24 protein-coding genes and 1 pseudogene are annotated in these 22,947 nt (G+C 69.6%); 12 read left to right on the top strand and 13 right to left on the bottom strand.

Annotated elements, in window-relative coordinates; translation table 11 throughout:
- Window positions 1–134: 134 nt before the first annotated feature.
- The 5 genes and pseudogenes from ACVCAG_RS39835 to ACVCAG_RS39815 all read right to left on the bottom strand — a co-directional run.
- The gene (locus ACVCAG_RS39835) at window positions 135–728 is read right to left on the bottom strand and encodes a hypothetical protein (protein ID WP_447191357.1); all 594 of its coding nucleotides are present in this window, start codon (window positions 726–728) and stop codon (window positions 135–137) included.
- Between the two features lie 83 nt (window positions 729–811).
- A complete protein-coding gene (locus ACVCAG_RS39830; RefSeq protein WP_440088162.1) occupies window positions 812–1,780 on the bottom strand; it encodes an ankyrin repeat domain-containing protein in 969 nt (322 codons plus the stop codon).
- A gap of 41 nt (window positions 1,781–1,821) precedes the next feature.
- Window positions 1,822–2,031, bottom strand: a complete 210-nt coding sequence (locus tag ACVCAG_RS39825) for a hypothetical protein (RefSeq protein WP_440088163.1) — start codon at window positions 2,029–2,031, stop codon at window positions 1,822–1,824.
- 73 nt (window positions 2,032–2,104) lie between these two features.
- Window positions 2,105–2,497, bottom strand: a complete 393-nt coding sequence (locus ACVCAG_RS39820) for a tetratricopeptide repeat protein (RefSeq protein WP_447191362.1) — start codon at window positions 2,495–2,497, stop codon at window positions 2,105–2,107.
- A 4-nt stretch (window positions 2,498–2,501) separates the two neighbouring features.
- Window positions 2,502–2,633, bottom strand: a pseudogene (locus ACVCAG_RS39815) (IS5/IS1182 family transposase); the annotation flags it as partial.
- 610 nt (window positions 2,634–3,243) lie between these two features.
- Here ACVCAG_RS39815 and ACVCAG_RS39810 point away from each other — a divergent pair.
- The 4 genes from ACVCAG_RS39810 to ACVCAG_RS39795 all read left to right on the top strand — a co-directional run bounded on the left by ACVCAG_RS39810 (window position 3,244) and on the right by ACVCAG_RS39795 (window position 6,398).
- On the top strand, window positions 3,244–3,669 hold the full coding sequence (locus tag ACVCAG_RS39810) for a cellulose binding domain-containing protein (RefSeq protein ID WP_440088166.1): 426 nt from the start codon (window positions 3,244–3,246) through the stop codon (window positions 3,667–3,669).
- Between the two features lie 343 nt (window positions 3,670–4,012).
- Window positions 4,013–4,462: a transposase family protein gene (locus tag ACVCAG_RS39805; protein ID WP_447191356.1), complete on the top strand. Its 450-nt coding sequence runs from the start codon at window positions 4,013–4,015 to the stop codon at window positions 4,460–4,462.
- Between the two features lie 17 nt (window positions 4,463–4,479).
- A complete protein-coding gene (locus ACVCAG_RS39800; protein WP_440088168.1) occupies window positions 4,480–5,682 on the top strand; it encodes a histidine kinase in 1,203 nt (400 codons plus the stop codon).
- A gap of 11 nt (window positions 5,683–5,693) precedes the next feature.
- The gene (locus ACVCAG_RS39795) at window positions 5,694–6,398 is read left to right on the top strand and encodes a response regulator (RefSeq protein WP_447191355.1); all 705 of its coding nucleotides are present in this window, start codon (window positions 5,694–5,696) and stop codon (window positions 6,396–6,398) included.
- A 236-nt stretch (window positions 6,399–6,634) separates the two neighbouring features.
- On the opposite strand, the gene ACVCAG_RS39790 is transcribed toward ACVCAG_RS39795, so the two are convergent.
- Window positions 6,635–7,438, bottom strand: coding sequence for a hypothetical protein (locus ACVCAG_RS39790; protein WP_440088171.1), 804 nt, complete (start codon window positions 7,436–7,438; stop codon window positions 6,635–6,637).
- A gap of 682 nt (window positions 7,439–8,120) precedes the next feature.
- Here ACVCAG_RS39790 and ACVCAG_RS39785 point away from each other — a divergent pair.
- Window positions 8,121–9,479, top strand: coding sequence for a hypothetical protein (locus ACVCAG_RS39785; RefSeq protein ID WP_447191354.1), 1,359 nt, complete (start codon window positions 8,121–8,123; stop codon window positions 9,477–9,479).
- 287 nt (window positions 9,480–9,766) lie between these two features.
- Here the strand turns inward: ACVCAG_RS39785 and ACVCAG_RS39780 are convergent, their stop codons facing one another.
- On the bottom strand, window positions 9,767–10,597 hold the full coding sequence (locus ACVCAG_RS39780; RefSeq protein ID WP_447191353.1) for a class I SAM-dependent methyltransferase: 831 nt from the start codon (window positions 10,595–10,597) through the stop codon (window positions 9,767–9,769).
- An 11-nt stretch (window positions 10,598–10,608) separates the two neighbouring features.
- On the bottom strand, window positions 10,609–11,739 hold the full coding sequence (locus tag ACVCAG_RS39775; RefSeq protein WP_447191352.1) for a saccharopine dehydrogenase family protein: 1,131 nt from the start codon (window positions 11,737–11,739) through the stop codon (window positions 10,609–10,611).
- An 88-nt stretch (window positions 11,740–11,827) separates the two neighbouring features.
- On the opposite strand from ACVCAG_RS39775, the gene ACVCAG_RS39770 reads away from it, so the two are divergent.
- Complete coding sequence (locus tag ACVCAG_RS39770; RefSeq protein WP_440088177.1) at window positions 11,828–12,781, top strand: LysR substrate-binding domain-containing protein; 954 nt, start codon at window positions 11,828–11,830, stop codon at window positions 12,779–12,781.
- Between the two features lie 23 nt (window positions 12,782–12,804).
- On the opposite strand, the gene ACVCAG_RS39765 is transcribed toward ACVCAG_RS39770, so the two are convergent.
- Window positions 12,805–12,999 (bottom strand): CGNR zinc finger domain-containing protein, encoded by a 195-nt coding sequence (locus tag ACVCAG_RS39765; protein ID WP_440088178.1) that lies wholly within the window; start codon window positions 12,997–12,999, stop codon window positions 12,805–12,807.
- A 53-nt stretch (window positions 13,000–13,052) separates the two neighbouring features.
- Here ACVCAG_RS39765 and ACVCAG_RS39760 point away from each other — a divergent pair, with 53 nt between their 5' ends.
- The gene (locus tag ACVCAG_RS39760) at window positions 13,053–13,262 is read left to right on the top strand and encodes a hypothetical protein (protein WP_440088180.1); all 210 of its coding nucleotides are present in this window, start codon (window positions 13,053–13,055) and stop codon (window positions 13,260–13,262) included.
- A gap of 78 nt (window positions 13,263–13,340) precedes the next feature.
- Here the strand turns inward: ACVCAG_RS39760 and ACVCAG_RS39755 are convergent, their stop codons facing one another.
- Window positions 13,341–13,727, bottom strand: a complete 387-nt coding sequence (locus ACVCAG_RS39755) for a winged helix-turn-helix transcriptional regulator (protein WP_440088182.1) — start codon at window positions 13,725–13,727, stop codon at window positions 13,341–13,343.
- Window positions 13,728–13,829: 102 nt separating this feature from the next.
- Here ACVCAG_RS39755 and ACVCAG_RS39750 point away from each other — a divergent pair, with 102 nt between their 5' ends.
- Together ACVCAG_RS39750 and ACVCAG_RS39745 are read left to right on the top strand one after the other, a co-directional pair.
- The gene (locus tag ACVCAG_RS39750; RefSeq protein ID WP_447191351.1) at window positions 13,830–14,453 is read left to right on the top strand and encodes an NAD(P)-dependent oxidoreductase; all 624 of its coding nucleotides are present in this window, start codon (window positions 13,830–13,832) and stop codon (window positions 14,451–14,453) included.
- A complete protein-coding gene (locus tag ACVCAG_RS39745) occupies window positions 14,453–14,869 on the top strand; it encodes a nitroreductase family deazaflavin-dependent oxidoreductase (protein WP_440088185.1) in 417 nt (138 codons plus the stop codon). Before ACVCAG_RS39750 ends, ACVCAG_RS39745 begins: the two co-directional genes overlap by 1 nt.
- A gap of 653 nt (window positions 14,870–15,522) precedes the next feature.
- On the opposite strand, the gene ACVCAG_RS39740 is transcribed toward ACVCAG_RS39745, so the two are convergent.
- Window positions 15,523–15,693 carry a hypothetical protein gene (locus ACVCAG_RS39740; RefSeq protein WP_440088186.1) on the bottom strand — a complete coding sequence of 57 codons (171 nt, stop codon included), beginning with the start codon at window positions 15,691–15,693 and terminating at the stop codon, window positions 15,523–15,525.
- A gap of 218 nt (window positions 15,694–15,911) precedes the next feature.
- Here ACVCAG_RS39740 and ACVCAG_RS39735 point away from each other — a divergent pair, with 218 nt between their 5' ends.
- From ACVCAG_RS39735 to ACVCAG_RS39725, 3 genes are all read left to right on the top strand, one after another.
- Window positions 15,912–16,130, top strand: coding sequence for a hypothetical protein (locus tag ACVCAG_RS39735; RefSeq protein WP_440088188.1), 219 nt, complete (start codon window positions 15,912–15,914; stop codon window positions 16,128–16,130).
- A 237-nt stretch (window positions 16,131–16,367) separates the two neighbouring features.
- Window positions 16,368–18,041: a hypothetical protein gene (locus ACVCAG_RS39730; RefSeq protein WP_447191350.1), complete on the top strand. Its 1,674-nt coding sequence runs from the start codon at window positions 16,368–16,370 to the stop codon at window positions 18,039–18,041.
- A gap of 238 nt (window positions 18,042–18,279) precedes the next feature.
- The gene (locus tag ACVCAG_RS39725; protein WP_447191349.1) at window positions 18,280–19,419 is read left to right on the top strand and encodes an FAD-dependent oxidoreductase; all 1,140 of its coding nucleotides are present in this window, start codon (window positions 18,280–18,282) and stop codon (window positions 19,417–19,419) included.
- Window positions 19,420–19,560: 141 nt separating this feature from the next.
- Here the strand turns inward: ACVCAG_RS39725 and ACVCAG_RS39720 are convergent, their stop codons facing one another.
- Window positions 19,561–20,838: a glycosyltransferase gene (locus ACVCAG_RS39720; RefSeq protein WP_447191348.1), complete on the bottom strand. Its 1,278-nt coding sequence runs from the start codon at window positions 20,836–20,838 to the stop codon at window positions 19,561–19,563.
- A gap of 635 nt (window positions 20,839–21,473) precedes the next feature.
- Complete coding sequence (locus ACVCAG_RS39715) at window positions 21,474–22,904, bottom strand: aldehyde dehydrogenase family protein (RefSeq protein WP_440088193.1); 1,431 nt, start codon at window positions 22,902–22,904, stop codon at window positions 21,474–21,476.
- Window positions 22,905–22,947 lie beyond the last annotated feature (43 nt).

Here is a 22,947-nt window from a genome sequence, read left to right as displayed (position 1 = left end):
TCAGGTAACGTGCAGCTCGTCAGCGGTCATGACCGGGCAGGGGTTTCCGTTGAGGGGTTCCGGGGGTGGAGTCAGCGGACGTCTTCGGAGTGGACGAGTTGCCACCGGGGGCGAGGAGGCCGGCCGGCCACCGGTCAGGCGGCAGGGTTGTCGAGGATGACGACGGGGGCGTCCTCCACATCCGGCAACTCGCTGTCCAGGCACATGCCGGTGGCCGCCTCGATGAAGGCGAACGCCGCACCGCGTTTGCCGCGGTAGTCCTCCGGGTCGAGAGCGTCGAGCATGGTGCGGAAACCGGCCAGGATGCTCGGGTCACCGTTCTCCACCCTGTGCTCGGTGAAGATGAAGTCGCGCATCCACGCCCTGATCTCGCCGCCGGCCGCATAGAGGATCGTGTATCCCCCGTTGAAGTGCCAGGTCACCATCCATACGCGTGATTCCCTGCTGAGCTCGATCAGGACGCGGTCGGACAGGCCGAAGCCATAGGCGAGTTCGAGGAAACCCCAGGTTCCTTCTCCCTCGGAGACGAGGAGGGCGGGGCGGGTCTCCTCCCCGGCCTCTTCCCGGGGATACTCCATGACGCGCTGCTCGGGGGCGCGGCCTCCGTTCAGCCGTCGCAGGAGGTCGTCCACCGTGATCTCTTCGTTGAGGGGTTGCACGACGGTCCAGGAGAGTCCGTTCTCCAGCCACTGATGCCGCTCGAAGAAATCGCGGTAGTAATCGATCACATGATCATTGTGGCGGAGGTCGAGCCGCATGACGAAGGCCCGACTCCAGATAGCGGAATCGGGCTTTCTCGCTGTATCTCCGGTTAATCCCACCAGTCTTGTTCGGGCAGCTTGAGCCACATGTCGGCCTGACCGTTGACCGATCGGGCGTCAGCCGGCCGGAGGCCCGCTCCGGCGAAGCAGTAGGCCTCGGCTTGGTGGTGGTAGAGGTAGGTGGCGAGGATCTCCTCCGCGGATTCTTCGGAGTAGACGCCGCCGCCGCCGGGGTGGGTGTCCCACTCCTCGATGGCGCCGTCGCGGGCGACGGCCCCCTGGTTGCCGCTCTTGGGATTGGCGAACAGCCCGTAGCAGACGGTGCCCACCGACAGGCGTTTCATGACGCCGGGGTTGGACGCGGCGTATCCACACGGCTGAAAGACGACGCATCCGCCGGGCACGTCGGTGACACCGATGACGGACAGAGTGGCGTCGACATCCGTCCAGGGATCCTCCATGATCTTCTCAACGTCGGCGTCATCGGCCGGTACGGCCTCCAGGCGCCGTACCGCCTCGGCGGCGGTGAGATCGGCGACGCAGGCGAGGCTGTGGCCGTCGTCGTCGAAACGCCCCAACGCGGCGATCAGACGTCCGGCCTCTGCCACGGCGGCGGCCTCGGCGGCGGACAGGCCGGCCTCGCCGTCGGGAAGAGCGAACAGGTCAGGGGTGGGAGTGGCCAGGCTGAGCCGTCCGGGGGACCAGCCGTTCATCATCGGTCGCCACGGGTTCGCTCCGGCGGCGATCAGGGCGCGGGCGTTGCCGGGGCGGTGGTTGAAGACGGCTTCCCAGAGCGCGGTACGGCCTTCGTGCTCCGCGTCGACGTCGTCGACGCGCTGGGCCAGCTCCGCCACCACCTCGGATGAACCGCGCTCGGCCGCCGCATGAAGCGGTCGTCCGTGGAAGGACACCCCTGAGTTCGGGTCGGCTCCCGCGTCGAGCCGGGCACGGATCAGGCTGAGGTCCGTCCAGCCGTCCCAGCCGATGCCGGACCATCCGGATCCGTCGTTGACGGCCATGGCCGCTCCTTAAGGGGATGTACGGGATGTATGACCGCCGATCATGGCGTACGGGGCCGACAGATTCGGGTCGCGGCGATGCGGTCCAGCAGAGCCGATCCCGCGGTGTTCTCGTGCGCTGAGGCGGCGAGCCCCACCGCTGCGATGACCGGTCCGAACGTGTCCACGGCCGGGCCGCGTTTGACCGACGGGTGCGCGGCCTTCCACGCCGTGATGACCGGTTCGATCAGCGCCCACTGCTCGTCGGACAAGTCGCCGCCACCACGGCGTTCTCGGGTTCGCGGCTTGAAGAGCCTGCCGCGTGGTTGTTCCGTACGGTTCTGATCAGCCCCGTTGGCGGCGTGAGTCCATCAGGCATGTGTGTGCCATGGGCGCGAACTCCGGGTGCCGTGTCGCGATGACCCGCTCGAATGCCGCCTCGGCGTCCGCGACGCGACCCGCGGTGAACCAGAGGGCGCCGAGCTGGGTCAGTGCTCCCGGCGACTCGTCGGGATGACCCGAATCCACCGCGCGCTGCAACGCGCGCATCGCCTCTTCGGCATGGCCCTCTCCGGCGAGCAGGCCTCCCAGATTGAACGCCCCTTTCGGCGCGGCCTGCGGGTGTCCCGACTCCATGGCGAGGGTCAGGAAGGAGCCCGCGTGCGGCTGCGGCGTATAGAGCGCCCAGCACGTGAACACGGGCCGCGGCCAGGTCGTGGATGGAGCCGGGTTCGACATCGGAGACCCACAGCGGCAGCCCGTCCGGGGCGGATAGGGCTTGGACGTTGCCGGCGTGGTGGTGGGCTTTGCCGGAGTACCACCGGTCGATCTGCTCGCCTTTGACGCTGGTGGTCTGCTCGGCGCACCGGTCCATCGGCAGCGGGGTGACGTCGAGGGTCAGGTAGGCGTGACCCTCAGCCTGGGCCCGTTCGAGATCCTCGCAGATCAAGGGCCTGATCTGCGAGGATCTCGATTCCTTCGTCGATGTAGCGGTAGGCGGTGGCACGGGAGGTCTTGTGGTCGCGGCCGGGTTTGGGGATGTCGGTCTGGCCTCGAAACCAGCGGAGTATGAGTATCGCGTGCCAGCACGGTGTCAATGCCCGGCTGCCTTTAGGGGTTCCGCGCAGGCGGGGTTCGGCCCGCAGCAGTCGCGCGAGATGCCGGACGAGCTCACGGGAGACGTCGAGCGTGGCACGATGGGGAATCACGCGGAGCCTTCCGGCCGCGCAGGGTTCTTGTGGTGAGACCTCTTCTATTGGAGGCTCCATACCCATTTCCGGCCGTCGACGACCTCTCCCGATAAGCCCGGAATTCCACCGTTCATGCCTCGGAAATCCCAGCTGTCGGAACTATTCCGCTGAGATCACCTCATTGAATAGCTGAAACTTTCAGTGCCGTTGACGGTATTCGACGCCGATCGTATCGTTCGATCATCGCCTATGCGCGCGTCTTTCATCGCGCGCACTTCCAGACAGGAGGGGCCCATGACAGAACGGCGCGTCCGTCGGCGACGGCGCCTGACCATGTGGCTGGTGGCCGCCTTGTTCGGCGCGTTCACCGTCGTCACACCCGCCGACGCCGCCACCACCTGCACGCTGACGTTCCAAGCCAACTACTGGGGGACCGTCGGCGGGCAGTACAGGTGGCAGGTCGATGCGCGGCTGACCAACACCGGCACGACACCGTCGACCACCTGGGAGGCGGTCATCGACTTCCCCTTCTCGGCGGGCGCGGTCGTTCACCAGTTCTGGAACGTGAAGAGGTTCTCGACGAACGTGTGGAGACCAGCGTCGTGGAATGGCGCCATCCTGCCGAACCAGTACGCGAACTTCGGGTTCGAGATCCGCATGCCTATGACGACTACCTCGCCGCCTCTTCCCACTTCCAGTCAGTGCATCATCACCTATTGATGAAACGGGCGAGTCCATGGGGCTCGTCCGTTCGTCGGCTTTCGATGTGTCATGAGATGAGGAATTTCTCGTATTCTCCGACGACGTCCGCCCGGGCCATGAGCATGGCGTAGCCGTCGCCCGCGTAGGTCAGATCGGCGCTCACGTATTTGCCGTTGCGAGGAACCTGATGGTGTCAATGAGGTGATCTCAGCGGAATAGTTCCGACAGCTGGAATTTCCGAGGCATGAATGGTGGAATTCCGGGCTTATCAGGAGAGGCCGTCGACGGCCGGAAATTGGGTGTGGAGCCTCCGGTAGAAGAGGTCTCACCACAAGAACCCTGCGCGGCCGGAAGGCTCCGCGTGATTCCCCATCGTGCCACGCTCGACGTCACCCTGCTGCCGATGGACCGGTGCGCCGAGCAGACCACCAGCGTCAAAGGCGAGCAGATCGACCGGTGGTACTCCGGCAAAGCCCACCACCACGCCGGCAACGTCCAAGCCCTCTCCGCCCCGGACGGGCTGCCGCTGTGGGTCTCCGATGTCGAACCCGGCTCCATCCACGACCTGGCCGCGGCCCCAGCAAAACCGGCGACATCACCCGCGCCGCCCTCGTCCTCATCCATTCCGAGCACGATCATCCAGCCGAAATTCGCTGAGATCAGCTCACTGCCCGCGACCGTCGGCCTCCTGCTGAATCGACGCCGCCCCGATCGGCATGCGATCCCTCTCCGCCGGACTGGTGTGACCCCAGACGGATGCGCGGACGGATGCGGATGTCCGACCATGGGCAGATATCGCGTGATCCCGTGAGGCGGTACCGTCCCATCATGGGATGGGCCGGATGGCGGCGCAGTGGAAGGGACGTCACCGACGCGGCGGTGGCGGTCGCCGTGGCGCTGCTCATCAGATACGCCATCGTCGATCCGCCGGGGCCGTCGTCACCGTGGCTCGCGTGGTCGGCCTGGCCGGTGGCGGCGGTCCTGAGCTTTCCGATCGCCTTCCGGCGGCGCCGGCCGCGGGCCATGCTCGCTGTCGCGTGCGCCGCGGGCACGGGAGTGACCATGGCCGGCGCCGTCGCGGCGGGCGCGATCTGGCTGACTTTCGTGCCGACCGTGCTCGTGCTGTACCTGGTGGCCGCCACCACCTCGATCGCCTGGTCCGCGGCGGGCCTGGCGGTCTGCCTGTCCGCCGCGGTGACCGCGATCCTGATCTTCTACGCGCAGGTGTTCCCCGGTCTCGCGCCCGCGGCGACGCCCAGCGAGATGCCGGCGGCCTGGCCGATCGAGATCGGTACGATCGGCGTGCTCCTGACCGTCGCGTGGGTTGTCGGAACGGTCGTGCGCTGGAAGCGGGACACGACCGCCCGCCTCGTCCGCCACCTCGCCGACGCCGCGGTGGCCGACGAGCGCAGGCGCATCGCCAGGGAACTGCACGATGTCATCGGCCACAGCATGAGCCTGATCGCCGTCAAGGCCACCGTGGCCAACCACGTCGCCGACGCCCGCCCGCAGGAGGTCCGCGCCGCGCTGGCCGTCATCGAGCAGACCAGCCGCAGCACGCTCACCGAGATCCACCGGGTGCTCGACCTGCTGCGCTCCGACGGCGATCCCCAGCAGGACCCCGTGCCCGCGCCCGGCATGGCGGACCTGCCCGAGCTGGCCGCCCACGCCCGCTCGGCCGGAGTCGAGGTGGAGCTGACCGTCCGCGAGGAGGCCGCGCCACCTCCGGCGGTCGCGATGTCGGTGTACCGGATCGTGCAGCAGGCCCTGACCAACGTCGTCACCCACGTGGGGCCCACCCGCTGCGCGGTCACCGTGGACGTCGACGGGCAGGAGGCCGTGATCGAGGTCGTCGACGACGGCCCCCGCCACGGACGGCCGCCGCGCGCGGGCCACGGCGGACACGGCCTGGTCGGCATGCGCGAGCGGACCAAGATGTACGGAGGCGCGTTCGACGCGGGACCCCGGCCAGAAGGAGGCTTTCGCGTGTTGGCTCGACTGCCCTACGACCCGGACGGCACCGCGGCATGAGCATCGACGACATGAGCATCGGAGCCGCACCGCACGACTCGTCCCCGCCCGTCCGGGTCCTGCTCGCCGAGGACCAGGTCCTGATCCGCGACAGCTTCAAGGTCCTCATCGACGCCACGCCGGGGCTGGCCGCCGTGGGCGAGGCGGGCACCGGCGCCGAGGCCGTGCTCCTGGCCCGCCGGTGCCGGCCCGACGTCGTCCTCATGGACGTGCGGATGCCGGACATGGACGGCATCGAGGCAACCCGGCGCATCTGTGCCGACCCCGACTGTGCCGGCGCGCGCGTACTGATCCTCACCACGTTCGACCTGGACGAATACGTGTACGCGTCGCTGCAGGCGGGCGCGAGCGGCTTCCTGCTCAAGAGCGCCACGGCGGCCGAGCTGCTGGCCGCCATCCGGGTCGTCGCCTCCGGTGAGGCGTTGCTCGCGCCCACCGTCACCCGCCGGCTCATCACCGAGTTCCTGCAGGGCTCTCCTCCCGCCCAGGTCGTGCGGGGCCTCGATGACGTCACCCCGCGCGAGCGCGAGGTGCTCATCCTCATCGGCAGGGGAATGTCCAACGCCGAGATCGCCGAGCACCTGCACCTCACCGTCGGCACGGTCAAGACCCACATCGGCCGCCTCCTGGCCAAACTGCAGGCCCGTGACCGGGCCCAGCTCGTCATCGCCGCCTACGAAGGCGGGCTCATCACCAACCCGGACGGTCGCCGGTGACCGGCCCGCCCTTCTCCGGACGAGGGCACGCCTCCGCACGCTCATCGGCTCTGTCGCCGGCTTCGGGACGGTCGGCTTCGGGTCCGGGGCGGGATTCGCTCGCGGAGCGGATCGAAGTCGGCTCGCCCGCAGCCCTGCCGCTTGATCGACTTTATTCGCGTGTTCCGTCTCTCGGCCTGGCCTGGGTTCCAGGGAAGTGACGTGCCGGCTCACCGCCGTATCACCGGTCCGGATCGTCATCCTCTCGGGCCGAAGGCCGTCATGAGGACATGCACGCCGATGAGGACGGCGACCCAGATCATGGCGCGCCTGGTCGGCGGGGGTCCGCCACGCAGCAGCGAGATGCCCAGGGGGATGAAGGCGAGGCAGAGGCCGCCCACGGCGATGAAGGACTGTGGCTCGGTGCCCTTGAGCGTCCCGAGCGCGAGCGCCGACATCAGGCCGAGCGCGATCGAACGGCCCAGCCCCAGGGCGCCGGAGCGGTAGGCGCCGATGGCCAGCACGACCCAGCCGAAGAAGGCCGGCCCGGACATGGACCTGAACGGGTGCCAGACCGTGTCCCGCCATGCCAGGTAGTAGCCGTCGATGCCGGTGAGCATGGTCTGCAGGCCGAGGGTGTCGGTCAGGTGAAAGGCCAGGTGATCGGTGCCGAACTGGAAGGTCCGGGTGAACAGGCCGACGATCACCAGGCAACCGCCCCAGATTCCCCACAGCGGGTTGGTGGCGGCGATCCTCTGCGCCAGCGTCATGACCGCCGGCCACAGCAGCACGAACCCGCTGGCGAAACAGACGTAGGCGGCGGTGATGAGGGCGGGATGCTGGGTGTAGGCGGTGAGCTGATAAGGGACGAAGTAGTAGAACGGGGAGCGCAGGAGAGTCCCGGCCATGATCAGGGCGGGACCGCCGATCAGCGAGACGGCGCTCACCCATCGGCCGGGAAACGGGGGTTGGCGGTCCAGGTTGGCGGCGGCGTTGGCGGCCCGCCGGTCCGCGCCGGTCCGCCGCCATCGCGTGACGCGCCCGCGAAGATCAGTGCTCATGGATTGCTGCCCGTCCTGTCCGTGTCGGTGTTCCCGGACCGGTATGTCCGGGCACACCGAAATGGTGAGGGACGACGCGGGGGACGCGCGTCTGGCTCGGGTCGCATCTTGGCGGGCGGGCACGAGCAGGTGGTGAGACCCCAGACGGATGCGCGTATCTGACCGTGGGCAGATGCCGAGTGATCTGTTGAGGCGATGACTTCGCGTCATGAAGCGGTCGACGCTCGTGGCCGGCGCGCTGAGCCGTATCCCGCCCGGCGGCCTGAGGTGCGGGCTCCTCCGAGCGCGTGCGGCGGCCGCGAGGCGGACGACGAAGCGATCGAGGAGTTCAGGAACGCGTCGCGGCGCATCCTGGTCTACGGCCGCGCCGACGCGCGCCCGAGTGTTGTCCGCCCTTGATACGCGGATCCTGCTGTGCCCAATTAAGGCCGTACGCGCTGCTTGTCCGGCCCGGTAGGGTTCCTGATCATTCTGGGCGATCATGCGGAAAGGGTGGGCCGCTGTGCTCTCCGTGTCTCCTCTCGGACCGCGGCGGCGCCATCCGGTGTTCTGGTGGTGGCTGGCGGCCTCGTACGCGTTATGGGAGATCGTCTGGGATGTGCTGACGCCCCCGCGGCACGTCACGTGTGTCGGGCCACCGACCCTGCACCCGGTGGGTCCTGTCCGCCGCACAATCGCCGACGTGGCCGAGGTGGCGTCGGGCGAACTGTATTTGGCGGGACCGTTCGTCCTGGCGATGATCGCGCTGTTCGTGGCCAGGCGCGACAAGGCCCGCGTCCACCTGATGGCCGCGGTCGCCGGGTTCGTGATCGTCGCGTTGCCCGAGGTGCTGGCGGTCGCCGCGGAGGTGCTCAGGCCGCCCGTGGAGCCGCCGCCCGGCTGCCTGCCGGACCCGGAGCCGTTCCGCGTCCTGCCGGTGGTTCTGGCCTGGGTGATCTCGCCACTGACGATGATCCTGCTCGCGGGCGCCGCCGGGACGCGCGTGCGCCCGGACCGGGGCTCAGTGCTGAGGCTGGTCGCGGCGCTCGGGGTGATCGTGCTCGTCGTGCAGGCCGTACGGATCCTGCCCGAGCGACTGGCGGCGCCACCGGTCGCGGATGACGGCACTCCCCGGTACGCGCTGCTCACCGCGGGCTATCTGGAGACGGTGGACCTGGACACGGGCCGCATCGCCCATGAGTACATGCCCTACCTGGGCAGGCGCGCCATCCCGGTCAACGCGGTGGCCGCCGCCCGGGAGCCGGGTGAGTACGTGGTGAGCGTGACCTTGCGGCAGGGCCAGGACTCCTGGTCGCCGCGCGGCTTCGTCTCACGCATCCACCGCCTGACGGTGGACGCCGACGGTCAGGCGAAGCTGGGTCAGGCGCTGTCGGGCAGGCTGAACGGGAGCGTCGACCGGATCGTGCTGTCGCCCGAGGGCCGTATCGCCTACAGCCGCCGGACCGAGGGCCGCGATCACGAGCAGACCACCTACGTCGGCGTCCTCGACCCGGACGTCGAATGGCGGGCGGCCGCGTACGGGTTCTACTGGAGGGACGCCCACGCTCTGGTGCTTCCCGGCGACCTTCACTTCACCGGGGTCACATACCCGCCGAGACCGGAGTTGGTGAAGGCCTGGGAGGGCGCCCTTGACGTGCGGATGCCCGCGTCGGATTCGCCGTCCGCGGCGATGCTCGTCCGGGCGCCCCGCGACAACGGCAGCCATACTCTCCCTCATCCTCTGCCGGACGGCCGGACCCTGCGGGTGCGCCAGGGCAGCTACGAGCAGCCGTCCGAGCTGCTCCTCTACGACGGGGACCGGAAGGTGACCACGGTACTCACCTTGAGTTGCGGCGAGATCGTGTCGATGGCGCTGGACCGATCCGGTCGGCATCTCCTGGTCGGCAAGGACAACGAGAACGATTCGACGGCCGGTAACCGCCCGTGCGGGGGCAAGGACTACGAACTGCTCCGCGTCGGTCTCACTCCGACGGCCGCCGGCGCCTTCCCGCACAGGGTCGTCTGGCGGGGTGAAACCTACGTCGGCGGATTCACCTGGTGACCGGCCCCTGCGAACCCGGAGAGGTGAAGGGGTTCACCCCCTGGTCCCGGCTGGTCGAATGAATCGACCTTCCTGAGGTAGATCTTGAAGCGTGACAGGATCCGCGCCCTGGTCGGGGACGGGCCGGAGATCGGCCGGTCGCCCGCGCCGGAGCACCGGGAGAGCGATCTCATCATCGGACGACGCGATGGCCGGCGAAAAGCCGGCGAGACAGCTGACGCTGGACGGGTAAGGAGGTCGGTGGGCCACGGAAAGGGGCGCGCGGCCTCCGGCGCGACCTCGAACAGTCACCGCCGGGCGGTGACCACCCAAAGCTCTCCGCCCAGGCGGACGCCTTCAGGACCCGCGTAAGGCCGCAGCGCATCCTCCAGAACGGTTCGGGCGGCGTCGGCCGTCATGACCGCGTCGTCGAGAATCGCGCGAACGGGGCCGGTGCCGAGAAAGAAGCCGGCGGCGCTCGCGGCGTCCTGGCCGAAGAACAGGGAAACGCCGGCGGAGGCCGCCGTGACCGTCCGGAATCCGGCCCCGTGGAGCACGTTCTCGATTCTCCCCCGGTCGGCGAGCGAGAACATCCCAGGTTCGTACGCGTTCGGGGAGGGCTCGGGAGGCCCGGTCAGAGCGGAGATCGGAATGGTGTACCACTCGCATCGGGTCATCCGCCGAGGGCACACGAAGACGAGACGGCCCGCGGGTTTCAGGGCGCGGCCGACATTGGCGAAGGCGGCCACGGGGTCGGCGAAGAACATGATTCCGAACTGGCTGATGGCCACGTCGAACTCGCTGTTGCCCAAGGGATGGACCTGGGCGTCCCCTTCCTCGAACCGGAGGTTGGCGAGCCCGGTTCGGACCTGGTCGGCGCGGGCCCGTTCCAGCATCGGCCGGGAGAGGTCGAGACCCACGGCATATCCGCGGGACGCCTGACGAGCCGCCAGGATGGTCGTCTCGCCCGCGCCGCATCCGATGTCCAGGACCTTGTCCGTTTCCTCTATCGCCGCGGCCTCGAACAACAGCCGGTGCAAGGCGGTGTTGCGGCCCGTGGTGCGGTCCGTGCTCTCGGCCCAGTGGGCTCCTTCGGGCCCGTTCCATGAGTTCGCCTGTGCGGCGTTCGGGAGGGACATGGGTCTCCTAATCAGTTCTGGGCGTTGTGATCGACGGTCGTCAGGTGCTCGCGCAACTCGTCGAGGAGAGGCCGGGAGGGCTGAAGCGCGTCGATGTGCAGGACTCCGGCGGGAAGCGAGGCGGTGAACAGGTCGCGAGCCACCAGAGCCGCCACGGCACCGGTGATCCGGCAGGTGTCGCGGCCCGTGACGGTGCTCGACACCGCGTTCCCCTCGGCGTCCGACGCCCTCACGTGGACGACGAAGCGGTCGGACCCGCGGTGCCACCGGGAAAGCGCTGACGTGAGCAGCGATTCGGCACGCAACCGGCCCGCCAGGGTGAAGAATCCGATGGTCGCGAGCCCGAAGAGGACCGAGGTGACGAGGGCCGAGTCGAAGCAGATCCGCGTGGTGGCCGTGATCCGCGACGATTCGCCGATCGTCCGCTGGTCGGAGAAGGGGAACGGGTGGACGGTCCGCGTTCCCCAGCCAGGAAGCCGGACGCGTGCCCGCCGGGTGCCGGGCCGCCGCCACCCGTCCGGGCGGGTGAGGCCGGCGACGATCCATCGCACCGAGTCCGCGCCGTGGTCGCCGCCCTGGCCCAGCAGGAGACTGATGTCGATCCTGTTTCCTGACGGGAGGCGCTCGAGACAGTGACGGGCCAGCAGGTTGGTCAGCCCAGGGGCCACGCCGACGCTGAGAACGGCCGTCGCCCGGTGCCGCGCCGCGAGCTCGTCCAGCGACTCGATCTCCCGGATCACCGAGGTGGACGCGCTGACGTCGACGTAGTGCACCCCCCGCCGCAGACACGCCTCGGCCAGTGCCGCGTTGGCGCGCTCGACGCACATCACGACCACGGCCGCCTCGTCGAGCAGCCGATCCACATCGGCGGGATCGCTGACGTCGACGCCTTCCGCTCTGACCGCGGCGCCGGTGGATCGCGCCAAGGTCCGCGCCTTCGTCGGGTCGCGCCCGGCCGCCACGGTCCGGCCGGGGAACCACAGGCCGAGCTGTCGCGCGGTCGCGCCGCCGACCGCTCCGTACCCGCCGATGACGACGATCGACTTGCCCGCGCCGGACCACTCCCGGTGTTCGCCGGAGCCTGTGTGCATGCTGTGCCCTCGCAGTTCGGTGTCGGGAAGCGCTGAGGTTCCCAGGATCACGTGGGAGTGATATGCACACCACTGCGGATGTCTTATGGGGGACATGCGTGGTCCGCATGGCAGGCCGATCGGAGGGAGTGGCTCGCACATGCTCGATCCCTGGACGTTGCAGGTGATGGTCGAGGTGGAGGAGCGCGGCTCCTTCTCGGCGGCGGCCGAAGCCCTGTCGATGACCCAGCCGGCCGTGTCACGGCAGATCGGCGGTCTGGAGCGCAGGCTCGGCGTGTCCCTCTTCCGGCGCACCGCGCGCGGCGTCAAGGCGACGGCGGCCGGTGAGATGGTCGCCAAGCAGGCGCGGGACGTCCTGGCGCGCCTGCGGGCCCTGGAGATGCGGGTGAACGCCTTCACCGGCGCCGAGACCGGGCATCTGCGCCTGTCGGCGTTCTCCAGCGCGAACACCTGGTTGATGCCGGAGGTCATCAGGCGTTTCAGCCGATCCCACCCCGGAGTGCGGCTGAGCCTGATGCGGGAGGACGCCGCGGGGCCGATGGCCGCGATCAAAGAGGCCCGGATCGACCTCACCCTGGTCACCGCCTGGAACCTGTACGCGGATCCGCCGGCGGCCAAGCACGACTCGTCGGCCGAGCCCCTCGATCCCGCCGATCTCACCGGAGTCGATCTGCTGCCGTTGCTGGATGAGGAGTTCGAGGTCGCCTTGCCCGCCGGCCATCGGCTGGCCCGGCTCAGCCAGGTGCCGCTGCCTGACCTGTGTGATGAGGTGTGGATCGAAGGCGGTTACCCCGACTGCCTCGGCCCGCTCCCGCAGCTCGCCGAAGCCCTGGGCCGACCCCCTCGGATCGGGTTCTTCTGCGAGGACTGGAACGGCAGGCAAGCCCTGGTCGCGGGCGGATCCGGCGTCATGCTCGTGCCCACGCTGGTGCGGGGCGCCGTACACCCGGGGGTGGTGAGGAGGCCGACCGTTCCCTCGCTCCCCTCCCGCCGGTTGTACGCGGCCTCCTTGGCGCCGCCTTTCCGCCTCCCTGCCGTGACCGCCCTGCTGGACGTGATCGCCCGCGTGAGCCGGGAGCAGGCCCCGGCCTGATCACCGGACAGGGGGCGGATCTCTCAGCGTCGCAGCCGGCTGCGGTACGCGGCGCTCTTGGCCCGGGCGGTGCAGGCGGGGCCACAGTACCGGCGCGATCCGTTGCGCGTGAGGTCGACGTAGACGGCGTCGCACCGATCGGCCGAGCACCGTCCGAAGCGCTCGGCCCCGTAGCCGTCCACGATCAGCGCCAGGGCGGTGGCGAACTCACCGCCCATCGCCTCCACGTAGGTGCCGCCCTGCCCGCCACCGAACCGAGGTCTTCGCCTGGTTGAACACCTTCATGTGGACGGGCTACGGCCTGGGAACCGCCGTCGCGGGCTACCTGAGCGAGTCGGACACCGGCGGAGCGGCGGCGTTCACGGCCGCCTCGGTGGTCGCCCTGTCAAGCGCGATCGTCGCGGCCGTCGCCTACCGCCCGCACCACACGCCACCGAACGAGCGGGAAACGATCCATCCTGTTCCGGAAAGTGATCGTTAAGCGTCCGATCCGTCCCGGGCCGATGGCGTACCAGGTGGCAGAGGCGGTGGACACGTACGGGTCGCGGCTCAACGCGCGTCAGCCGGCGCGGTCGAGGCGGGCGTTGTCGTCGTACGACTCGCGGGCGTCGAGCAACTCGTCCCAGTGCTCCCGCGTCCAGGCGCAGGCGATCGCCATCGGCCGGAGCATGCTGTGGCCGAGCGGGGTCAGCTCGTACTCGACACGCGGGGTGGCGCCGGCGTGGACGGTGCGCTTGACCAGCCCGTCCCGTTCGAGGGAACGCAGTGACCGGGTGAGGACCTTGGGAGTGACGCGGCTCAGCGGCACGCGCAGCTCGGAGAACCGGCGCGGCCCGTGTTCGAGGCAGCGGATGATGAGCGCCGCCCACTTGTCGCCGAACCGGATCGGATTGAGCGAGGACGGGCACAGCTCGTCGAACATGTCGGCGGGCAGGGGTTCCCTCATGGCCTCACGATAGCCGGTATCCCAGCGGTAACCACGGCCCTCGATAGCGTCCGCGAAGCGGCCGGGCGGATGGGATCCGGCCCCGGTGAAAGGTGGTTCGCGATGAACATCGTGGTCTTCGGCGCGGGCGGCAGAGCCGGTAGGCAGGTCGTCGCCGAGGCGCACCGGCGTGGGCACCGGGTCACCGCCGTGGTGCGTGACCCCGCGGGCCACAGTGACCTGGCCGACGTACGGGTGGTGGCGGGCGACGTCACGGACGGGACGAGCGTCGCGCACGCGGCCGCGGGGCATGACGCGGCCGTCAGCGCAGCCGCGGACCTGTCGGCGCCGCCTCACGAGTTCTTCACCGCGTCGGCTCGCGCCCTGACCACCGGTCTGGCGGAGGCGGGCGTGCGCCGGCTGGCGGTGGTCGGCCTCGCGTCGATCATGCCCGGGGCGTCGGGTGCTCCCCTGATGGAAGAGCCCGGTTACCCCAACGAGTACCGCGACTTCTATCTCGGCCACGCGGCGGGGCTCGCCGTGCTTCAGGGCTGCGACCTCGACTGGACGTACGTCGCGCCGGCCGGCGACTTCGACCATGCCGACACGCGCACCGGCCGGTACCGGATCGCCGATCATGCGGACCCGGCCGCCAGGATCTCGTACGCGGACTTCGCGATCGCGCTGCTCGACGAGATCGAGGCCCCTCGCCACCGCCGCGCCGCCGTCAGCATCCGGGAGGCGTGATGCCCGAGATCCACGACAGCCCGGATCCCTGGATCGCCGAGCACATCCGTCGTTTCCGGGAGACCGGCGGCCGGCCACGGCCGGGCGTGAACGATCTACTGCTGACGACCCGGGGCCGGAGAACCGGCGCGCTGCGCCGCACCGCGCTGGTCTACGGGCTCGACGGCGACCGCTACGTCCTGGTGGCCTCCAACCGCGGCGCGGACCACCATCCAGCCTGGTATCTGAACCTGCTCGCCGATCCGTGCGTCACCGTGCAGGTCGGTACGGAGGCCTTCGCCGCGCGAGCGCGTCCCGCCGTGGCCGCGGAGCGTCCGCCGCTATGGCGCCTGATGGTGTCGGCGAGGCCGGAGTACGCGGCCTACCAGGAGCGGACCACCCGCGAGATCCCCGTTGTCCTCCTGGAACGCCGGTAACGACCGGGCACAGTGCTTTCGGGGCTCGGGGCTTTCGTGACGCTTCCGGGCGGCGGTGGCCACGTCCTGACGCTCACGGCGGGCTCGAGCGCGTCGGCGCGGCGCCTCGGGCCCACCGGGTGCGGGGTCCGGCGTCCCGGTGGGCGGGCGCCGCGGCGTGACGAGAAGCGATAACGGGTCGCGAAAGCTCCGCACTCGCCATAGCCTGATCAACTTTCTGGTGACTCGCTAGGGTTAGGCGCTTTGACCGCTCCGCCCTCCCGAGAGATGGCCATGCGTCGCTACCGTTTCGGCAGGATCGCCGTCCTGATCGCGCTCGGCTACCTCGTCGCGATCGCCGTGCTGGGCGGCTTCGCGCTGACCACCGACCGGAGCGATCTCCTCTGGAAGGTCGTCACCCGCGACTCCAGCATGGGCTGGTTCCTCGGTCCGGACGAAGACACGTTCACCGTCCCGTGGGGGCTGGCGCTCGTCCTGGTCCTCATCGGGGCGCTCCAGGCGTGGGCCCTGTGGCAGGTGCTGCGCGGGCGCGCCCGCGGCGAGCTGACACGCCGGGGCAGGAAGGTCGGCCTGCTGCGGCTCGCCCTGTATGTCAGCGTCGGCTACGGGCTGACGAGCATCGTCGGCGTCCCGCTGATTCTGGCGTTGGAGATTTACTGGTTCTGGTCGGTGACGGCGATCACCTCCGGTTTCGTGCAGCTGGCCATCGTCTGGCTGTTCTTCCTGGTACTCCGTGACATCGTCTCCCGCAGGCTGCGGCTGTTCTCGCTCGTCGCCGGCGTCGTCGCCTGCGTGAGCAGCGTCGGCCAGGAAATCACGGACATCTTCGACCTGGGCTCCGTCGCGCGGATCTTCACCCTTGCCGGAGGGTACGGCTACGTCTGGCTGGCGTGGTCCGTGTCGATCCTGATCGCCCAGGCCAGGGATCCCCGCTGGAGCGCGGCGACCGTCCGGATGGGCGTCATCGCGCAGGTGGTGTCCGTGGCCGGTCCCGAGGCAGGCGCCGGCGCGGTCGGCGACCAGGCGGTGGCCGCTGCCCGCCGTGGCGATCGTGCTCCCGCTGATCCCCGCCGCCGTCAACCTCGCGCACGGCAGGTACCTCTGGATCGGCCCCAGAGGCACGATCGAGTATTTCGTCCGCGTGCACTACGACTGGTTCACGTGGAAGGGAAAGCAGGAGAACGGCCAACGTCTGCTGATCATGGCGTTCCCCGGGAAGGGGGACGAGCCGGTCACGTACCGCAAGTCTCCCAACCGGTGAGCACGCCTCAAGCCGGCCGGTGGCCAGGCCGGAGCGGGTGTGGAGCTTCGGCCGACGACGCGACCCTTCGGGTCGGCCACCACGGGGAAGGCCGGGCCGCCGGGCCGGGAACGGCCGTGGACCGTGCGGGCCGACCGGCTCCGGGGGGACCTCACCGGACCTTCGCGAGAGCGTCGCCCGGTCGTACTACGATCATGCTTCATCGTGCGCATACACCGTTTGGCGGCTTTTGCCTCCTTGGGCATCACCCTCGGTTCGATCATCCTCAGCCTGGTGATCGGCACCGCGACACCCGCATGGCTGGTCACCATGTGGTACCCGCCCGGCGAGAGCGTCGGGAGTTCTCCTCTGGTGCTGGGCGGCTTGCTGCTGCTCGGGCTGGTGAACGCGTGGATGCTGTGGCAGGTTCTGCGGGGACCCGCGCCCACGGCCGTGCCGATGGGCCGGGCGGCCACGTGGCTGCGGCTGCTGCTGTACGCCGACGTGGTGTGGCTGCTGATCCCCTCGTTCCTCCCGGGCCTGGTCGAGACGGTCATCGGGCTGGCGCTCTGGGTGCCCGCGCTCGTGCTGTTCACGGTGGTGCTCACCGGGTCGGGGCGGTCCTTCCGGCTGGCTCTGCTCCTGCTCGGACTGGTGGAACCGGCCATATCGCTCGCGAACAGCCTGGCGGACGATTCAGAGCTCCGGTTCTTCGTGAGTTCGGCCTACCGGGCGACTGCCATGGCCGCGGTGGTGGCCACGTTCGTCGTGATGGTGATGCTCCTGCTCGCCCAGCGGCGCGACGGACGCTGGAACCGGGTGACGCTCCTCATCGGTGCGGGCACGTTCGCGAGCGCGTTCCTGGTGGAGCTCGTGGACGCCCTGACGCGCGGCGGCCCGATCGAGTCGATCGCCGAGGCGATGAACGTGCTCTACATCGTCTGGCTGGCGCGCACGGCCCATGAGCTGAGCCGTGAGCCGAGGCGGAAGGCGCCTCTGCGAGTGCCCACGGCGGTCGCGGCCGCGGCCGCCGTCCTCCCGCTGGTGGTCGTCGGACCCGAGGGCCGTCCACATCTCACCTACACCTGGCAGAGCAATGGGCTCACGGGCTGGCAGGGCGATGGCCTCATGGGACGGCAGGACGATGAGTTCGCGGAATGTTGGGCGTGGTCGGAACCGCCACGTGTCGCGGACATCCCGGTCCACAAGCGCGATCGGGCCTACCTGTGCAGCGTGACCAAGCCCGGCCGGCATGTCTCGGACCAGGCCCTGCTCGGCAGGGGCAGGGACGCGTGCGCCAGGTTCGCGGCCGGGGAGCCGGTCAAGGCTCGGCCCGCGCTGCTCGCGCTGCTCTGCCCGGAGGCGGTCGGACGGAAACATCCGGATCTGTTGCTGTCGTCCGCGCAGATGGACCAGCAGAAGGCAGAGAAGGAGAACCTCGTGCGCGAGCGGCTGGCGCGCGAGGCGCGCGAGGAGGACGCCCGGTGCCGCGACCCGTGGCCCGCGCTGCGTACCCGGTTCCAGGCGACCGCGTCCTACTACGACTGGGACACTCAGCCCTACGGCATCTACGACGCGGAAGCGGACACCGAGGAAGATTCCACGGCGATCTGGAGCGCGAAACCGGTCGACACCCTGGCGACCAGCGGTCAGCTGGCCCTCATCTTCACCCCCAGCCAGGACTGGGCGACCTGTGTGACGGCGAAGGCGCTGCGCTCGGCCCCGCCACCCCCGCGACGCAAAGGCTGGGACGCGGTGGTCGAGGCGGACATCGTCAGCGAATCGGGTCGCCTGGTGATGGAGACGCTGTCGGCGAGCAAGGTGCGCTTCCCCGATCTCGCGCGCAGCGGTCCCGGCCTCTACCGGCTGCGCCTGTACACCCGGCCCGGCGTGGATCTCATCCTCATCTACCCGGCCAGGAGAGCGGCGTAGCGATGGCCGGCCGGTTACGCCGATCGCCACGTTCTCCCCGCCCACGTCGGTGCGTGACCCTGAGCGAGCGTCCGAAGTTCCCCGGCGCGGGCTTTCGAGGAGCCCGACGCCGGTTCTGCGGCCACCTCTCGCCAGAGGAGCGGTCCACGGTCTCGAGTGTGGCGGCGGTGTGGAGGTATGGGGCAGGTAGCGTGCAAACCATCGTACGGATGAGGCGTCGCCCCTACCGTCGCAAGGTATGCAGACAGTGGATGTACTGGTCGTGGGTGCGGGCCTGGCCGGCCTGCGCACAGCCCGCCTGCTCGCGCGACGGGGACTGAGCGTGACGGTGGTCGACCGTCGCAGGTCCCTGTCGACGGGCATCCGCACGACAGGGATCTTCGTGCGCCGCACCCTCGAGGACTTCGACGTGCCGGATCACCTGCTCGGACCGGGTATCCGGGACGTGCTGCTGTATCCGCCGTCGCGGCGGGCGCCGATCCGGCTCACCAGCGACCGGGACGAGTACCGCGTGGCCGACATGGCGGCCGTCTACGAGCACGAGCACCGCGCGGCGGAGTCGGCCGGGGCGCGGGTCCTGCTGGGCGTACGGTACGTCGACGCGTCGATGGGTTTCGTGCGGTTCGAGGGTGCGGAACCGGTGACGGCCCGGTTCGTCGTCGGCGCGGACGGCGCCCGCTCCCGGGTGGCCCGTGATCTCGGCCTCGATGTCAACCGGCGCTTCCTCGTCGGTGCCGAGATCGTCCACCCGATCGCGCCGGGCACGGCCATCCCGGCGTTCCACTGCGTGCTGGACCCCCGGATCGCTCCGGGGTACCTGGGATGGGTCATCGACGACGGCCGGTACGCGCATGTCGGCGTCGCGGGATACCCGAACGCGATGCGCACCGGCGTCCGCCACCTGCTGGACGCCTTCGCCGCGGACGCGCCCGGCGGCACACCGCCGGCCGGGCCGGTCGAGCGCAGGGGTGGTCCGATCCCGGTCGGCGGCGTGCTGCGACGGCTGGCGTGCCCCGCCGGGCTGCTCGTCGGAGACGCGGCGGGTGCGGTGTCGCCACTGACGGCCGGGGGGCTGGACCCCTGCCTGCGCATGTCCGAACTGGCCGCGGCGGTCACCGCCGGGTACCTGCGTACCGGCGACCGACGCGTGCTCGGCCGCTACGACGGGCACGCGTTGCGGACCCGGTTCCGAGGCCGGCTGTTGCTGCGCCGCGTGTTCGCCGGCATCCGATCCCCCGCCGCGGCGGAGGCGGCGGTGACCGCGCTACGCGGTCGTGCCGGTCGTGCCCTGGCGGCGCGGATCCTGTTCGGCGACGGCTCGTTTCCCGAGGTCAACTCACGGCTCGCGGACCTGGCGATCGACCATCCTCACCGGTGACACCGGCCGGCTCGCCTGTGACGGAGGTGTCATGACCCCTGCGGCAGGCGCCCACCCGGCGGTGGACGCCGAGGCCGGAACCATGCCGATCTGATTCGCCTCCACGCACGTCATCGTCCCTCGGGCCAGGCTCCGTGCACGTCATCGTTCTTCGCGCCAGGCTCCGTCTCGCGAAAACCACGGACCAGGCCGGGCTGATCCGCCGGTTTCACCGGACAGCACATGGCCGACCGCCGCCACGAGCAGTCGCGCCCTGTCGGTACCGGTGGGCCCCACCCGCGTCCTGCAGCCCTTCCCGGCCCGGCTGTCCCGATCGATGCGACCCAGAATCGCGTTCCCGAACTCCTCCGGTGTCCGCAGGCCGCCCAGGACCTCCTCACGGACCTCCTCGTCGAGAAAGTCATCCCTGGCGATGACGGGTAGTCCCGCGAGGGCGGCCTCCCACACCGTGATTCCCTGTGTCTCCGTGACGGAGGCGGTGGCGAAGACATCGACCCGACGGTAGAGGTCCGACAGTATTCGACGCTCCACGGGGCCCGCCACGAGAAGGTTCGCTCCCAGACGCGCCTGCGCCGCACGCAGTCGAAGCCACGTTCTCGGGTCTTCGCACGGGCCCACGAGGATGAGAGCCGCTCGTGGCCGGTGCTTCATGACGTGCCCGAACGCCTCCACCAGAAAATCGATTCCCTTCTCCCGGCTCAGACGGCCGACGTAGACGACGCGGCTTCCCTCCGGAGTGGCTTCGATGGACTCGACCAGCCCCTCCGGCGGTGTTCCTCCCCTCAACTCCGATTCCTCGACGCCGGTGGGCAGCACGAAAACAGGCCGCTCGGCTCCCAGGCCCTTCAGGTAGGAAGCGGTTTTGGCGGACGGGGCGACCACCAGGTCAGCGGAATCGGCCACGTACGCGAGGATCTCCCGAATGACACCGGACCTGCCGGCGCCGGCTGCCTTCCTCATCACGTCGCGGCACAACCGAACACCTCCTCCCCTCAGGAGAACGTACGAGGGAAGTATGAACAGCCACGCCAGCCGATATTTATTGAGGTAGGACTCGAAATCCGTATGCCAGGAGAGCACGACAGGCGATTCCAGCCGGTGCGACGCGCGCAGAGACGCCACCCCGAGAGAGCCAATGGTCTGAACGGAGACGAAATCCGGTTCGAAAACACGAATAATTCGTGCGATGCTCCTCGCGGAGGCCAGAGAGAGCGGATATCCGTCCAACGGCGTCCTGAACGACGACACGCGCCACCGCTGAGTGCCTGTTTCGTCCACCCTGTACTCCGAGCGCCGCCCCGGAAAGACCACTCCCACATCATGGCCGGCGGAGACAAGGCCGTGAATCAGAGAGTCGACGGAGACCGCCACCCCGTCCATTCTCGGCGAAAACGAATCCGTAACGATGAGGACGCGCATCCCAGGCTCCAATTGATGCGAAGCATCAACATATCACCCTGTTCAGGACGATAGTTGTCGAGTCGACAATACGTAAAGGCCGGATCGTGCATTCTTCCCGTGCGTATTCGAAACTCCTGGGGCACGAACGGCAGTATCGGTCCACGGTGAACGGTCTCGCCGGCAGGCCGCCCGGCAAAGGCGCGATGCGTTCACGGGTGGCCCCTCAAGTACTCCTCACGCGGATTACGAGAACGTGTCCTCGTGGAAAACGTCGGCTTGACGGACACCGGCGTTGTTCGGGTGGAATCCGAAGGCCGGCCGGGCGAGACGGGCAATGGCCTGGATCATGAGGGTCGAGAGCGGTGTGCCGCCGTTCGTGGTCGCTTGACCTCGACTCCGGTTGAGGTTGGAGACTTCTCTGCGCCGGTGTACGGGTGGGCCGAGTGCGGGGGAGCGATTGACATGCGGGTGGTGCAGGCGACGCGTTTCGGAAGTCCCGAGGTACTGGTCCCGGGCGAGGTGCCGTTCTCATGTGCAGGCCGACCGATCCCGGTTTCCGCACCCGTCGCACCGTCGCGGGCCGGCAGCTCCGTCTGATCCGGTGCGACGGGTGGTCACCCCAGGTGGATCGGGGTCACGCGCGGAACGCGGGGCTAGCGCTGGATGGCCTTGAGCTCGGTGAACTCCTCCACGCCCGCGCGGCCCATCTCGCGTCCGTTGCCGGACTGCTTGTATCCGCCGAACGGGGCGAGCGGGTTGAACCGGGCGCCGTTGATGTACACCTGCCCGACCCGCAGCCGCCCGGCGATCCGCAGGGCGTGCTCGTCCTCGCCGAACACGGCGGCGTTGAGGCCGTAGATCGTGCTGTTGGCAATCTTGACCGCGTGGTCCTCGTCGTCGTAGGGGATGACGGACAGCACGGGTCCGAAGATCTCCTCCTGCGCGATCACCGAGTCCGGGTCGACGTTCGCGAAGATGGTCGGCCGGATGTACGCGCCGTGCTCCAGGCCGGGGATCCGGCCGGGGCCGCCGACGACGAGGGTCGCCCCGTCCGCGATGCCGCGTTCGATGTAGCCGTTGACGCGGCTCCACTGCCGCTCCGACGCCAGGGGGCCGAGCCGGGTGGCCTCGTCGGTGGGGTCTCCGACGGTGTAGGCCTTCGCCGCCGTGACGAGCATCCGTACGATCTCGTCATGCCGGGCCGCCGGGACGAGCATGCGGGTCCACGCTCCGCAGGCCTGACCGTTGTTGGTCCAGGCGTAGACGAGCGTCTCGTCGACCGCGTGGTCCAGGTCGGCGTCCTCGAGCACGAGGTTGGCGGACTTGCCGCCCAACTCGAGCCCGACCCGCTTGACCGTGGCCGACGCGACGACCGAGACGCGTTTGCCCACCTCCGTGGAACCGGTGAACGAGACCATGTCCACGTCGGGATGGGCGGCGATCGCCTCGCCGACGACGGGCCCGGATCCGTACACCACGTTGAACACGCCCGCGGGCATACCCGCGGCGCTCGCGGCCTCGGCGAACAGTCGTGCCGTCAGGGGGGCGAGTTCGGCGGGTTTGAGCACGACGGTGTTCCCGGCCAGCAGCGCGGGTGCGATCTTCGTCATGATCTGCTGGAGCGGGAAGTTCCACGGGGTGATCGCGCCGACGACACCGACGGGTTCGCGGACGACGAGGGAGTTGCCGATCTCCTCGGTCCACGGGAACCCGGCCGCGAGGCCGGCCGTCGCGGACGCGACCGCGACGGGGAAACCCGCGTGGCCGAGGCGGGCCAGGGTGATCGGGGCACCCATCTCGGCGGTCACGGCCTGCGCGATCTCCTCGTTGCGCGCGGACAGCTCGTCGGCCAGCCGCTGGATGATCGAAGCCCGCTGTGCCGGTTCGGTCGCCGCCCATCCGGGGGAGGCGGCCCGCGCCGCCGCGACGGCGCGGTCGACGTCGGCCGCGGTGCCGGCCGGGATCGTCGCGACGACGTCGCCGGTGGCGGGGTTGACGACGTCGATGGTGTCGCCGCTCGCGTCGACGATCGCGCCGTCGATCCAGTGACCGGTCGTACTCAGGTGCTCATGTGTGGGTGTCATGGCCTCAACGATTCACCGCGTGGAGGACGACATCCAGGTCGAG

The sequence above is a fragment of the Streptosporangium sp. G12 genome, from assembly GCF_052983175.1.
This window is presented reverse-complemented; position numbering and strand designations above follow the sequence as displayed.

Coding starts and splice junctions, on each gene's coding strand:
- ACVCAG_RS39830 (WP_440088162.1), bottom strand. CDS start 1,780: ATGGCCGTCAACGACGGATCCGGATGGTCCGGCATCGGCTGGGACGGC.
- ACVCAG_RS39820 (WP_447191362.1), bottom strand. CDS start 2,497: ATGTCGAACCCGGCTCCATCCACGACCTGGCCGCGGCCCGTGTTCACG.
- ACVCAG_RS39810 (WP_440088166.1), top strand. CDS start 3,244: ATGACAGAACGGCGCGTCCGTCGGCGACGGCGCCTGACCATGTGGCTG.
- ACVCAG_RS39800 (WP_440088168.1), top strand. CDS start 4,480: ATGGGATGGGCCGGATGGCGGCGCAGTGGAAGGGACGTCACCGACGCG.
- ACVCAG_RS39795 (WP_447191355.1), top strand. CDS start 5,694: ATGAGCATCGGAGCCGCACCGCACGACTCGTCCCCGCCCGTCCGGGTC.
- ACVCAG_RS39790 (WP_440088171.1), bottom strand. CDS start 7,438: ATGAGCACTGATCTTCGCGGGCGCGTCACGCGATGGCGGCGGACCGGC.
- ACVCAG_RS39780 (WP_447191353.1), bottom strand. CDS start 10,597: ATGTCCCTCCCGAACGCCGCACAGGCGAACTCATGGAACGGGCCCGAA.
- ACVCAG_RS39770 (WP_440088177.1), top strand. CDS start 11,828: ATGCTCGATCCCTGGACGTTGCAGGTGATGGTCGAGGTGGAGGAGCGC.
- ACVCAG_RS39765 (WP_440088178.1), bottom strand. CDS start 12,999: ATGGGCGGTGAGTTCGCCACCGCCCTGGCGCTGATCGTGGACGGCTAC.
- ACVCAG_RS39755 (WP_440088182.1), bottom strand. CDS start 13,727: ATGAGGGAACCCCTGCCCGCCGACATGTTCGACGAGCTGTGCCCGTCC.
- ACVCAG_RS39750 (WP_447191351.1), top strand. CDS start 13,830: ATGAACATCGTGGTCTTCGGCGCGGGCGGCAGAGCCGGTAGGCAGGTC.
- ACVCAG_RS39745 (WP_440088185.1), top strand. CDS start 14,453: ATGCCCGAGATCCACGACAGCCCGGATCCCTGGATCGCCGAGCACATC.
- ACVCAG_RS39740 (WP_440088186.1), bottom strand. CDS start 15,693: ATGTCCGTGATTTCCTGGCCGACGCTGCTCACGCAGGCGACGACGCCG.
- ACVCAG_RS39725 (WP_447191349.1), top strand. CDS start 18,280: ATGCAGACAGTGGATGTACTGGTCGTGGGTGCGGGCCTGGCCGGCCTG.
- ACVCAG_RS39720 (WP_447191348.1), bottom strand. CDS start 20,838: ATGCGCGTCCTCATCGTTACGGATTCGTTTTCGCCGAGAATGGACGGG.
- ACVCAG_RS39715 (WP_440088193.1), bottom strand. CDS start 22,904: ATGACACCCACACATGAGCACCTGAGTACGACCGGTCACTGGATCGAC.